General features: G+C 72.2%; 11 protein-coding genes. 3 read left to right on the top strand and 8 right to left on the bottom strand.

Going from position 1 to position 12740, the window contains the following annotated elements; translation table 11 throughout:
• Nucleotides 1–9 precede the first annotated feature (9 nt).
• Nucleotides 10–1278, top strand: coding sequence for a diaminobutyrate--2-oxoglutarate transaminase (gene ectB / locus ACLB9X_RS06740; RefSeq protein WP_410359319.1), 1269 nt, complete (start codon nt 10–12; stop codon nt 1276–1278).
• A 24-nt stretch (nt 1279–1302) separates the two neighbouring features.
• Here the strand turns inward: ectB and ACLB9X_RS06735 are convergent, their stop codons facing one another.
• Complete coding sequence (locus tag ACLB9X_RS06735; RefSeq protein ID WP_410359318.1) at nt 1303–2202, bottom strand: 4-hydroxy-tetrahydrodipicolinate synthase family protein; 900 nt, start codon at nt 2200–2202, stop codon at nt 1303–1305.
• Nucleotides 2203–2273: 71 nt separating this feature from the next.
• On the opposite strand from ACLB9X_RS06735, the gene ACLB9X_RS06730 reads away from it, so the two are divergent.
• Nucleotides 2274–3182, top strand: coding sequence for a LysR substrate-binding domain-containing protein (locus ACLB9X_RS06730; protein WP_410359317.1), 909 nt, complete (start codon nt 2274–2276; stop codon nt 3180–3182).
• 228 nt (nt 3183–3410) lie between these two features.
• On the opposite strand, the gene ACLB9X_RS06725 is transcribed toward ACLB9X_RS06730, so the two are convergent.
• The 7 genes from ACLB9X_RS06725 to ACLB9X_RS06695 form a co-directional block, all read right to left on the bottom strand.
• The gene (locus ACLB9X_RS06725) at nt 3411–4256 is read right to left on the bottom strand and encodes a phytanoyl-CoA dioxygenase family protein (RefSeq protein ID WP_410359316.1); all 846 of its coding nucleotides are present in this window, start codon (nt 4254–4256) and stop codon (nt 3411–3413) included.
• Nucleotides 4257–4319: 63 nt separating this feature from the next.
• Complete coding sequence (locus ACLB9X_RS06720) at nt 4320–7238, bottom strand: non-ribosomal peptide synthetase (protein WP_410359314.1); 2919 nt, start codon at nt 7236–7238, stop codon at nt 4320–4322.
• On the bottom strand, nt 7235–8881 hold the full coding sequence (locus tag ACLB9X_RS06715; RefSeq protein ID WP_410359313.1) for an amino acid adenylation domain-containing protein: 1647 nt from the start codon (nt 8879–8881) through the stop codon (nt 7235–7237). The genes ACLB9X_RS06720 and ACLB9X_RS06715 overlap by 4 nt, the downstream gene beginning before the upstream one ends.
• Nucleotides 8874–9200 carry a phosphopantetheine-binding protein gene (locus ACLB9X_RS06710; protein ID WP_410359312.1) on the bottom strand — a complete coding sequence of 109 codons (327 nt, stop codon included), beginning with the start codon at nt 9198–9200 and terminating at the stop codon, nt 8874–8876. The genes ACLB9X_RS06715 and ACLB9X_RS06710 overlap by 8 nt, the downstream gene beginning before the upstream one ends.
• A complete protein-coding gene (locus tag ACLB9X_RS06705) occupies nt 9197–9463 on the bottom strand; it encodes an acyl carrier protein (protein WP_410359311.1) in 267 nt (88 codons plus the stop codon). The genes ACLB9X_RS06710 and ACLB9X_RS06705 overlap by 4 nt, the downstream gene beginning before the upstream one ends.
• 23 nt (nt 9464–9486) lie before the next feature.
• A complete protein-coding gene (locus ACLB9X_RS06700; RefSeq protein ID WP_410359310.1) occupies nt 9487–10866 on the bottom strand; it encodes an MATE family efflux transporter in 1380 nt (459 codons plus the stop codon).
• Nucleotides 10857–11573 (bottom strand): thioesterase II family protein, encoded by a 717-nt coding sequence (locus ACLB9X_RS06695; RefSeq protein ID WP_410359309.1) that lies wholly within the window; start codon nt 11571–11573, stop codon nt 10857–10859. The genes ACLB9X_RS06700 and ACLB9X_RS06695 overlap by 10 nt, the downstream gene beginning before the upstream one ends.
• Before the next feature lie 174 nt (nt 11574–11747).
• Between ACLB9X_RS06695 and fabD the strand changes: the two genes are divergently transcribed.
• Nucleotides 11748–12701 carry an ACP S-malonyltransferase gene (gene fabD, locus ACLB9X_RS06690; protein ID WP_410359308.1) on the top strand — a complete coding sequence of 318 codons (954 nt, stop codon included), beginning with the start codon at nt 11748–11750 and terminating at the stop codon, nt 12699–12701.
• The last annotated feature ends 39 nt before the right edge of the window (nt 12702–12740 follow it).

Genomic DNA, 12740 nt, shown 5'->3' with positions numbered 1-12740 from the left:
GGAGATCAGATGACTACCGCCCCGTCCCCTCTGAGCGTCTTCGACAGCCTCGAGTCGGAGGTGCGCAGCTACTGCCGCGGCTGGCCCGCCGTGTTCGACCGCGCGCAGGGCAGCCGTATGTACGACGAGGACGGCCGCGCCTACCTGGACTTCTTCGCCGGTGCCGGCGCCCTCAATTACGGGCACAACAACCCTGTGCTGAAACGGGCGTTGATCGACTACATCGAGCGTGACGGCATCACGCACGGTCTGGACATGGCGACCACCGCGAAGCGTGCCTTCCTGGAGTCTTTCCAGAACATCGTGCTGCGCCCGCGCGACCTGCCCTACAAGGTCATGTTCCCCGGCCCGACGGGCACCAACGCGGTCGAGGCCGCGCTCAAGCTGGCCCGCAAGGTGAAGGGCCGCGAGGCGATCGTCTCCTTCACCAACGCCTTCCACGGCATGTCGCTCGGCTCCCTCGCCGTCACCGGCAACGCCTTCAAGCGCGCCGGCGCCGGCATCCCCCTCGTCCACGGCACCCCCATGCCGTACGACAACTACCTCGGCGGGCGGCTCCCGGACTTCCTGTGGTTCGAGCGGCTGCTGGAGGACCAGGGCTCCGGACTCAACAAGCCCGCCGCCGTGATCGTCGAGACCGTCCAGGGCGAAGGCGGCATCAACGTCGCCCGCCCCGAATGGCTCCGCGCGCTGGCCGACCTGTGCAAGCGCCAGGACATGCTGCTCATCGTCGACGACATCCAGATGGGCTGCGGCCGCACCGGCGCGTTCTTCTCCTTCGAGGAAGCCGGCATCACGCCCGACATCGTCACCCTGTCCAAGTCCATCAGCGGCTACGGACTGCCCATGTCGCTCTGCCTGTTCACGCCCGAACTCGACGTCTGGGAGCCGGGCGAGCACAACGGCACCTTCCGCGGCAACAACCCCGCCTTCGTCACCGCCACCGCCACCCTGGACACCTACTGGGCCGACGGCCAGATGGAGAAGCAGACCATCGCCCGCGGCGAGCAGGTCGAACGCGCCCTGCGGGACATCGCGGCCGCACATCAGGACGCGGGCCCGCAGCTCCGCGGCCGCGGCCTGGCATGGGGGCTGGAGTTCGCCGACGTGAACCGCGCGGGCTCCGTCGCCCGGCGCGCCTTCGAGCGGGGACTGCTCGTGGAGACGTCCGGGCCCCAGGGCGAAGTGGTCAAGCTGCTGCCGCCGCTCACCATCAGCGCCGAGGAACTCGACGAAGGTCTCGAGATCCTGGCTCTCGCGGTGCGGGAGACGTCCTGACGCTCCGGCCCCGCGGGCCGGCCGTCACCCTTCGAGCCGGCTGAGCCGCTCCAGCGCGTCCGCCACCGTGGCCTTGCCGGCGGGCAGCAGCGGCAGCCGCACGTCCGGTGTGGGAATCAGGCCCCGCTCGTGGAGGACGCCCTTGATCACGGTCGGGTTGGGCTCACGGAACAAGGCTGCCGACAGCCGGGCCAGCGCGTGCCCCAGGGAGCGGGCCTGCTCCACGTCCCCGTCGCGCCAGGCGTCCACGAGGCCGGCGAACCGGCGGGTCGCCAGGTGCGCGGAGGCCAGGATGCCCCCGGAGGCGCCCATCGCCAGCATGGGAGAGGCGAACAGGTCGTCGCCCGCCATCACGCTGAATCCCGGGGGAAGGTCGCCGAGGAGCTCCACGGTGTCCTGCCCGATGAGGCCATTGGCGTACTTGACGGCCACGATGCCCGGCACCTCGCCCAGCGTCCGCAGGGTGGCCGCGCTCAGCGGGAGGGCGGTGCGGTACGGGATGTCGTACACGACCAGCGGCACCGGGCTGACCGCCGCCAGCCGGGTGAAGTGGGCGATCACGCCCTCCTGGGACGGGCGGGTGAAGCTGGGGACGGTGACCAGGGCAGCGGTCAGCCCAGGCCATTGCCCGAGCTCGGCGAGGGCGGCCTCACTGGCCCGGGTGTCGTTCGAGCCCGCCCCGACGGTCAGCGGCGCGCCGCGCTCGGCGCAGACGCGCAGACAGATCTCCACCACGGTCCGCCGCTCCTCCCCGTCCAGGGTGGCGACCTCGGCCGTGGTCCCCAGCGCCACGATGCCGGCGGCACCGGCGTCCAGGACCGTGTGCGCGAGCCCTTCGAGGGCTTCCCGTGCCACGTCCCCGGCGGCGGTGAACGGGGTGATGAGGGGGACGTGGATTCCCTGCGGATACGCGTGCTCTGTCATGGGATCGAGCGTGCCCCGGCCCGCGACGCAGGTCCAGTTCGTCTTTCTGAAGCGAGGAATAAGCTGAGCTGATGCTCGATGTCCGACGTCTGCGGCTGCTGAGGGAACTCTCCTACAGGGGCACCATCGCGGCAGTCGCCCAAGCGCTCTCCTTCACCCCGTCCGCCGTCTCGCAGCAGCTCAACATCCTCGAACGGGAAGCGGGGGTGCCGCTACTGGAGCGCACCGGCCGCGGCGTCACCCTCACCCCGGCGGGCCACCGTCTCGTCGCCCACGCGGAGGCCGTGCTGGAGCGGCTGGAACAGGCCGCCGCCGAACTCGTCGACCTCCGCACCGGCCCGACGGGCCCGGTCCGCATCGGCGCCTTCCCCACCGCGGTCAGAGCCCTGCTGCCCCCCGTCCTGACCGCCCTCGCGGACCACCACCCGGGTCTGGAGCCCTTGATCTCCGAGATCGACCCGGCGGGAGTCGCCCACGCGCTGCGGGCGGGAGATCTGGATGTCGCGCTGCTCCACGAGTACGACTTCGTCCCCACGCCCACGGAGCCCGGCCTGAGCTCCGAGCCCCTGCTCACCGAGCCCATGTACCTGGCCTCCCCCGTCACCGGGGAGCAGGTCCCGGACGCCCCTTCCGCGATCAGCCGCTGGAGGGACGCCTCCTGGATCACCGCCACCTCCGAGACGCTCTGTTACGCGATGACCATCCGAGCGTGCCAGGCCGCGGGATTCACTCCCCGCATCCGCCACCAGGTCGACGAGTTCGCCACCGTGCTGCTCCTGGTGGCGGCCGGCCAGGGCGTGGCGATCGTGCCGCACCTGGGGATCGCCGACCCACCGCCGAACGTGGCGCTGACGCGCCTGCCCATCGAGCGGCGCACCGTCGTCGCCTACCGCAGGGGAGCCGCCGGGCATCCCGCGGTCGAGGCCGCGGTCACGGCGCTGCGCAAGGCCGTTCCCTCGGAACTCGAGAAGGAGCGCTGACCGCCGCGGCAGGCGGCTCCCCCGGGCCTGCGGACGACGTGCGCCGTCCGCAGGCCCGGGAGCGGCCTCAGGCGCCCCTGCGCGGGGAGACGTGCTCCCGCTCGTGACTGCGCGGGACGATCCCCCGGGAGAGCACCACGGTGCAGGACGGGCAGCACAGGTCCTCCCCGACTGCCTCGCGCAGCCGTGACAGGGCCCTGTGCCACGCCGTCCGCACGACGGCCCGCCTCACGCCGGCGTGTCCGCCTGGTGGGGTACGAGCTCCAGGCGCGCGTCCGCACCCGCGACGACCGGTGTGGTGTCACGGCTCACGAGGAACTCGGGCCGTGCCGGGTTCGGCGGGGCGTTGTCGACCGCGTTGTAGGTGATCAGCAGCAGCGCCCTGCGGTCCGCCGACAGGTTGTTGGACGACGAGTGGACGATGCTGGGGTGGAAGGCGTGCACCGAGCCGGCCGAACCCGTGATCAGGCTCTTCCCGTTGTCGCGGGCGAGGGCCTCGGCCCGTTCCGTGGTCACCGTGTACGTCAGGTCCGCCGACACGTGCCGGCGCCAGTCCGAGGTCCCTCCTTCCCCGTCGTCCTCGGGAAGGTCGAGGAGGCCCAGGGTGTGCGAGCCGGGGACGACGACGAGCGGACCGTTGCCCTCGTGGATGTCGTCCAGGGCTATGGCGATGTTGACGGCGTCGAGACCGGGCATGCCGTCCTCCTCGCTCCAGAACGCGTAGTCCTGGTGCCACGGCCAGGCAGCCCCTTCATGGGCCTGCTTGAGGTTCACCTTGAACTGGTAGACGTAGACCGGCTTGCCCGTCAGCGCCTCGGCCAGGGCCACCAGCCGCGGATGCCGCACGAGCGCGGCGCACACCTCGTCGAAGGTGTGACAGCCGTGGATGGCGCGTACCGTGCCGGTGCCCTCCTCGTACACGACCTCGGGCCTGCGCTCCCGGCTGATCGACGCCACGCGCTCCCGCAGCAGCTCGACGGTGTCATCGGTGAACCGGTGGGGCAGCGCGCACCAGCCGTCCTTGTCGTATGCGGACCTGAGTTCGGTCAGGGACACGTCCATCGCGACGGACACGTGGTCTCTCCTCAACTGTTCTCTGCATCGGTCATCACGAAGCCGTCTGTTGCGGACGGCGGGTCAGGAATGCCTGAGGGAAAGGGCGCGCCGGTCGACCTTGCCGCTCGGCGTGCGCGGGAACTCGTCCTCCACCAGCACGTACGCCGACGGCAGCATGTACTCGGGGAGCAGGCCGGCGAGTTCCTTGTGCAACGTGGTGTGGCCCGGGCCCGGAATGCCCGTGGGGCGGTAGTAGGCGACAAGGCGGGTGTCGCCCACGCCGGTCGACGCGGTCAGGACGACGGCGTCGGCCACGCCCGCGAGGGAGCGGAACCGGGCCTCGACCTCGCCGAGTTCGACCCGGTAGCCCCTGATCTTCACCATGCCGTCCTTGCGGCCGAGGAACTCGATGCTCCCGTCCGGGAGGAAGCGTGCGACGTCTCCGGTCCGGTAGAGCGTTCCCTCATAGCCGTCCAGCGGGTGGGGGACGAACTTCTCGGCGGTCAGATCGGGGCGCTGCCAGTAGCCCTGCGAGACGGGCGGGCCCGCGACGCACAGTTCGCCGGGCACCCCGGCGGGCCGCGGACGCAGGTCCTCGTCGAGGACGACGACCTGCGCGCCGTTGACGGGGTATCCGATGGTGGGCATGAGCGGCCAGTCGGCCGGGTCGCCGTCCAGGCGCAGTGACGTCACGCTGTGCGTCTCCGTCGGCCCGTACTGGTTGAACAGGGTCGCGCCGTCGAGCCCGCGGAAGAAGTCCCGGATCGCGGGGGTGACGTGGAGCTGTTCACCCGCCGTGACGCACTCCTTGAGGGCGGGCGTGGGCAGGCCCATCGCCGTCGCGTAGTAGGCGATGCTCTGGAGCGCGACGAACGGCAGGAAGATGCGCATCACGCGTTGCGCGGCGATGACGTCCAGCAGGGCGTCGTAGTCCGTGCGGACCTCCGCGTCGATGACGACCAGGGTGCCGCCCGTGGACCAGGTGCTGAAGAACTCCAGGAACGAGGCGTCGAAGCTCAGCGCGGAGAACTGGAGCGTACGGTCGCCGACGCCCGCGGCGGAGTCCCGGCACTGCCAGTCCACCAGTCCCGCGACCGGGCCGTGCGGCATGGCCACGCCCTTCGGATGACCCGTGGATCCCGACGTGTACATCAGGTACGCCAGGTCGTCCGGTCCGGTGGCGGGGAGCGGCGCGCCCTCCTCATCCGGGGCCGCGAGCCGTTCCCAGTCCGCCGGTTCGAGGATCCGCACGGTCTCCGGCACCGTGCACCGGTCCCTCAGCGCCGGCTGGGCCAGCAGCGTGTGCAGCCCGCTGTCCCGGATCATGTAGGCGAGCCGTTCCGGCGGGTAGGCGGGGTCCAGCGGCACGTAGGGCGCGCCGGACTTGAGGACGGCGAGGACGGCGACGGCCATGTCGAGGCAACGGTCCATCAGGATGCCGACAGGTCGACGGCCTTCACCGGAGGCGGCCAGCAGACGGGCGAGCCGGTCGGAGGCGGCGCCCAGTTCCTCGTACGTCAGCTGCCGGTCGTGCCAGACGGCGGCCGGCGCGTGCGGGGTCCGCCGGCGCTGCGCCTCGAACGCCTCGTGCACGAGCGGCACGGCGCCGGCCGGGGCGGGCGCCCGGGCCCAGGCCTCGGTCACCAGCTCCATTTCCTGCGGCGGGAGCACCGCGAGCTCCCGTAGGGGCCGGTCCGGCTCGTCGAGCGCCGACGCCAGCAGCCGGGTGTACCGGTCGGCGATGCGGCGGGCGGTGGCCGGTTCGTACAGATCCGTGGCGTAGTCGAGGAAGCCGCGGAACGTTCCGCGGTCGGCGGCGATGTCGAAGCACAGGTCGAACTTGGTGGTGCCGGGATGGACGTACAGGCGCTCCGCGGTGACGCCCGGCAGGTCCAGGCCCCGGTCATCCGTGTCGTCGACCGCCACGACGGTCTGGAACAGCGGGAACCTGCCGAGGTCCTCGGCGGTGACGGTGTCCCGCACGATCCGGCCGAAGGGCACGTCGCGGTGTCGCATCATGCTCAGCGCCTCGGACCGGGCCGCCCCCACCAGGTCGCGGAAACAGACCGCCGGTTCCACGGCGAGCCGCAGCGGCATCAGGTCGCTCAGACACCCCATGACGCCCGCCAGCTCGGCGCCGCCGCGGCGGGAGACGGGCGTGCCCAGCACGATGTCGCCGCCGGAGCCGTGCCGGTGCAGCAGGGCGGCGGCAGCGGCCGCGAAGACGGTGAACGGTGTCGTACGGGCCGCACGGGCGAACCGACGCACGCCGTCGGCCACATCGGTGGGGACACGGAACGGGACGCGCGCTCCGCCATGGCCGAGCTCGGCGGGGCGGGGGCGGTCGGGCGGGATCGTCGACGTCTCCGGAGCGCCCTCCAGGCGGGTGGTCCAGTGGCGGAGGTCGGCGTCGGCCACGGGCTTCGCGCGCTGGGCGTCCGCGTACCGGCCCAGCTGCGGGGCCGGCGGCAGGGGCGCGGGCGCCGCGGTGTCCGGAGCGCGCCGTACCCGATAGAAGTGGCTGAACTCGCGGTCCAGCAGGGAGAGGGACCAGTCGTCCATGACCAGGTGGTGGATGAGGACCGCCAGCACCCAGTCGTCGGCGGCGACGCGCAGCAGCGTGGGGCGCAGTGGTCCGTCGGCCGGGTCGAGGGGCTCGGCCGCGAGGGCCCGCAGCCGGTCCGCCACGCCGGCTGGTGCGCACTCCTCACGTACCAGGGGACGGCAGGGCCGCTCGCCGGCGGTCTGGGTCAGGACACCGGCCTCCAGCAGGAACCGGCTGCGCAGCGCTTCGTGCCGGAGGACCACCTGGTCGAGGGCCCATTCCACGGCGTCCGCGTCGACGTCGCCGGTGAGCCGGTGCGCCCACAGCGCCGTGTAGCGCGAACGGCCCTCGGTGAGGGCGTCGTTGAGCCAGATCGCCTCCTGCTCGCGGGTCAGCCGGTGCGCGGTGGGCGGGCCGGAGGCGGCCGCGGCGCTCTCGCCGGGCTGACGGGTCACGGTTCACTCCGTTCGGGTGCGGGTCGCCGGTCCGCGGATGCGGCGGCGCGGGGGCGCCGGCGGCGCCTCTGCCGGATCGCCAGCCCGCCCAGGGCCGCACGGTCCAGCTTTCCGTTGGGCATGAGGGGGAAGTCCTCGACGGCGCAGGTGACGGCCGGGACGAGGAACTCGGGGAGCAGGGCGGTCAGCTGGTCGTGGAGCGCCAGCGGATCCGTCTCGCTGCTCTCCGCGTCCTCGCGGCGGGCATCGGCGCCGGCCAGGGTGTAGAACAGCGCGGTTCCGGTCACGGAGCCGTCGGGGGCGCTCATCGGCACGACGACGCTCCTGCCGACTCCGGCCACCGACGCGGCGGCCGTCTCGATCTCGGCGGCCTCCACCCGGTGTCCGCGGATCTTCAGCTGGCGGTCCGTCCGGCCCCGGAAGTGCAGGGTGCCGGTCTCGTCCCGGTAGCCGAAGTCGCCGGTGCGGTAGGCCCGTACCCGCTCGCCGTCGATGTCGACGGTGACGAAGGCGCGGGCGGTGAGTTCGGGCTCACCGAGGTAGCCCAGAGCGAGCCCTTCTCCGGAGATGTGGATCTCGCCCAGGTCGCCCGGGGCGCAGGGGCGGCCCTCCGGATCGAGGACGGCCACCGAGGTGAACGGCACCTCGGTGCCCAGCGGGATGCCGTCCTCGCGGTCGCAGTCCTCGGTCAGCACCCGGTGCGACGCCGCGTGCATGCAACTCTCCGCGGGCCCGTAGCCGTTGACGAGCGTCACCCCGGGGTGCCGGGTGAGGAACGCGCGGGCGTGGCGCGGCGACATCCGCTCACCGCCGACGTACACGTGCCGGAGGCCGGTGAAACTGCCGGGATCCTCGTCGACGAAGAGGTGGAACAGGGTGGTCGTGAGGCGCAGGGTCGTCAGGCCCTCGTCCTCGATCAGCCCGCGCACGGTCTGCGGGAGCAGGTGGTCGCCGTCGGTGAGTACGGAGGTGCCGCCCGTCATGAGCTGTCCGAAGAGCTCGTAGGCGTACATGTCCCACCACGGCGGCGCGGCCTGGGGCATGACGTGTCCTTTGCCGAAGCCGGCGGGCGGGACCGCGCGGAACATGCGCGTGACGGCCCGGTGCGGCAGGACGACGCCCTTCGGTCTGCCCGTGGTGCCGGATGTGAAGATCACGGCGGCCGGGTCCGAGGGGACCGGCCGTTCGGGTGGTGCGGCCCGCTCGGGGAGGGCGGCCGCCCTCAGGAGGTCGGCGGGCGGCGTCCTCAGGACGGGGGTCGTGCCGTCGGGGGATGCGGCGCCGTCCGTGACGAGGACCGGAGGGCCGCCGAGCGTGCCGAGGACGTCGCGCAGCCGGGGTGCCGGCCACCGGGGGTCGAGGCTCGCGTAGGCGGCACCGCGCTTGAGCACCGCCAACTGGACCGCGACGAGTTCGGGCGAGCGGGGCAGGAGCAGCGGCACGATGTGCCCGCGGCGCACGCCATGGGCGTCGAGGGCGGCGGCGTACGACCCGGCGGCGGAGTCCAGGGTGCGGAAGTCGATTCGTCGGCCCCGGTGCACCAGCGCGGTCGCGGCCGGGGTGGCGGTCGCGTGCCGGGACACCGCCTCGTGCACCAGAGGGGAGCCGGTCGCGCCGGAGAGGGGTCGGGACGGCTCAGTCACGGCCGCCGTCCCCGTGTGCGGTGAGCAGTTCGACGAGATCGGCCAGGACATCGTGTTCGAGGATGTCGACCGGGGTGGGGGCGTGGCCCGTCTCCTTCTGGAGGCGGACGCACAGCCGCATGGCCTGGAGGGACGTCCCGCCGAAGTCGTAGAAGCTGTCGTCGAGTCCGACCCGGTCCACTCCGAGGACGTCGGCCGTCAACGCGGCCACCGTGGTGGCGAGTTCGCCGCTGGGCGCACGATAGGGGACGTCGCACAGGTCGTCCCGCGGCTGCCGTGGCGTCGCCCCGCCGGTCAGGGCTTCGGGTGCGGTGGTCATGCGGCAGCCTGCTCGGAGACGGCGGCGGCGAGTGCCGTGACGGTGCGGTGGCGCATGATCAGGCGGACCGGGAGCCGGGTGCCGAGCTCCTGGCTGAGCTCGACCATGACCTGCACGGCGGTCAGGGAGTGCCCGCCGTGGACGGACATGAAGGGGTCGTCGTCGGTGAACTCGGCGTGTCCCAGCGTCCGTTCCCAGACGGCGCGGATCAGCGGCCGGAGCTCGTCGGCGGTGCGCGGCGGGATGCTCTGGGTCTGCGTCATGTGTGCGTTCTCTCCTTGGGTTCTCATGCCTGTCCTGCCGGGGCGGTGGCCGCCAGCCGACCGCTGCGCCGGTGGAAGACGGCCGCCTGTCCGACGACGAGCAGGGTGTTGGCGAGGGCCAGCGAGGCCCACAGGGCGGACAGGCCGCCGCCGGCGGCGACCGGGACGGCCGCGAGGGCCAGCGCTCCGTAGCAGGCGGTGAAGACGACGAGGCTGGGGACGGTGTCCTTGAGGGCGATCAGCCCGAATCCGAAGACCGCCTGCAGGGCGTCGGTGACGACTACCAGCAGGATCAGCAGCAGCAGACCGGTCACCTGGTCGTGCAGCGCCCGGTCACGGGTGAAGAGGGACACCACGGGGTCACGCAGCAGCACCAGGACGCCGCCCAGCAGGAACACGGCTCCCAGGGCCACCTTCGCCCCGGCCCGCACGCCCCGGCGCAGACCCGGGACGTCATGGGCCTTGATGTGCGGGGCCATCAGCGGAATGGTCGCCTGGCCGATGGCCACGGCCGCGGTGAACATCAGGTTGACCAGCGAGACGGCGACGCTGTGCGCCGCGGCGCTGCCGGTCCCCACCCGCGCGACAGCCAGGGACAGTACACCGAGGACGGCGAACTTGACGAGCACGGTCGCGGCGAGCGGCACGCCGACCCGTGCGAGCCGCAGCACGGCCCGCGCCTGCGGCCGCCCGATGCCCAGCCGCCTCCCCGCCAGGACGGTGGAACGGCGCAGTCCGACGTGCGCGACCACGGCGCTGATCACGCTCGCCGCAAGCATCGCGGCACCGGCGCCCGGCAGCCCGAGACCGGCGAAGGAGCCCACGCCGTTGACCAGGACGAGGGAGAGCACGACGGCGGCGGCGGTGCCTGCCGTTCCGGCGCGCATGACCAGCCTCGACCGGCCGAGCCCCACGAGGGTGGACGTCGCGCTGTTGCCCACGGCGGCGACGAGCACGCTGGCGGCGAGCAGCACGGGGAACCCGTCCAGCTCCGACAGGGTGCTCTCCGGCACGCCGGAGAGCCTGCCGATGAGCGGCACCGAGGCGACCGCCGCGGCACCCGCGCATCCGGTGACGACGCCGAGCCACATGCCGTCGCGGACCACGGGAAGCAGGGCGTCGGGATCGTCGTCCTTGGCCGCCACGAAGGGCATCACGCCGCGCATGGCGCCGGCGACGGTGGCGGTGGCCGGCACGTAGACGGCCATGGTGAGGGCGAAGGCGGCCAGGGAGACCGTGGCGTGTCTGCCCAGCACGGCGGTGTCCACCAGGGTCCCGGCCGATGACGCGATCATCGTCAGGTACAGCGGGAGCGCCGCCGTCACGATGCGCCTGACAGGACCGTGGGTGTCCCGCTCCGCGGCCGCGGCGCCCGCCTGTCGGGGGTTCCGCGTCAATCCCATACGGTCTCCCGGTGCGGGACCCGGGCCGCGGCGGCCTCCCGGACATCGTGGGCCAGCCGGGCACCGAACGTCTCGGCATGGTCGAAGAGATAGAAATGCCCGCCCGGCCAGGAGGTGACGGTCGTGGACGCCGTGGAGTATTCCGACCAGGGCTCGACGATTTCCCGGTGCGCCGCGGCGTCCCTTTCTCCGTAATAGACGGCTATCGGTACGGAGACCGCAAATCCCGCACTTCTTTCGTAGGACTCCAGGACCGCCAGATCGGAGCGGAGTATTTCGATCAGGTAGTCCATGAGGTCGGGCTGCTCGAAAACCTCGTCCGGGGTTCCTCCCAGGTCCTTCAGGAAACGGACGAGCTGATCGCGGGTACGGAGGTTGCGGTATCTGCCGTCCCGGCCCGACAGGTGGGGTGCCGGGCTGGCGGAGATGCCGAGCAGCACCGGCGGTGTGCCGGCCGCCTCCAGTTCCCGCACGAGTTCGCAGGCGACCAGCGCACCCATGCTGTGCCCGACCACCGCGTACGGACCGTTGATCTCGGCGCGCACGGCGGGAAGCAGCCAGGAGACGGCCTCCGCCATGCCGGAGCACGCCGGCTCGCCGATCGATGAGCCCCGGCCCGGGAGTTCCGTCGCGAGCACCCGCCAGTGGTCCGGAAAGACGGAGCGCAGCGGGAGAAAACTGACCGCGGACCCCCCGGCATGGTGCACGAGGAAGAGCGTGAATTCCTCGCCGTCCGCCGCCCTGACGCGCCGTTCGGAACCATTTCTGATATCCCTCAGCCTCGGCACGGAGAACATTGCCTCCGACGCGGGCCGTGAGTAGGGTGACTGACCGTGTCTTTGCCCTGCGTGCATTGAACTTTCCTTGACCGGGAGGCTGCCGTGAGCAGAATTGCGTTTCTTTTTCCGGGCCAGGGGTCTCAGGTACCCGGAATGGCTTTGGATCTGATGGACCGATACCCTGGCCTCTTGCGCCCCTATTTCGAGAAGGCGGACGAGGCCCTCGGGATCGAGTTGAGCAGGCTGTGCTTCGAGGGTGATCCCGAGGAGCTGAGGGACACGTCGGTCACCCAGCCGGCCGTGTACCTGGCGAGTCTGGCCGCCGCGACCGTACTCCGCGACAGGGGCGTCCGGCCGGCCGTGGTGGCCGGGCACAGCCTCGGCGAGTACACCGCGCTGGTGTGCGCCGGGGTGCTCCACTGGGTGGACGCCCTCCGACTGGTGCGCGCCCGCGGGCTGCTGATGTCCGAGGTGAACCGCCGCACCCCCGGCCGGATGGCTGCGGTCATCGGGCTTCCCGCGGACCGGGTCCGGGAGTTGTGCGACGAGGTGTCCCGCACGCGGCAGCTGGTCGTCGAGGTCGCCAACTACAACTCGGCGCGGCAGACCGTCGTCTCCGGCGTCGCCGACGGGGTCGACGAGGTCTCCCGCCGGGCCGGCGAGGAGGGCGCGAGCCATGTGGCCGCGCTCAAGGTCGGCGCCCCCTTCCACTGTTCCCTCATGGCGGACATCGCGGCGGAGTTCGGTGAGCACCTGGACGCCGTGACGTTCACGGCACCCTGCCTCCCGGTCGTGGCCAACGCGACCGCCGGATATGTGCACTCCGGGGAGGAGGCCCGGGAACTGCTGCGCCGTCAGCTCTCCTCCCCCGTGCGCTGGCAGGAGACGCTCGCCCTGCTCGCCGCGGAGGAGGTGTCGGCGTTCGTCGAGGCCGGTCCCGGACGGGTGCTGACCAACCTCGCCCGCGCCGAGCACCCGGCGGTGGCCGCCATGACGGCGGGCACCGAACGGCAGATCGGCCAGGCGGTGGAGAAGCTGAACGTAGCCCTCGTGTGACGGACGCCAGGTGGGCGCCGCGGACAGCGGCGCCCACCG

It is taken from the genome of Streptomyces sp. 5K101 (assembly GCF_046506645.1).
Taxonomy (GTDB): domain Bacteria; phylum Actinomycetota; class Actinomycetes; order Streptomycetales; family Streptomycetaceae; genus Streptomyces.
The sequence above is the reverse complement of the archived record's forward strand: the minus strand, read 5'-3'. Positions and strand labels throughout refer to the sequence as shown.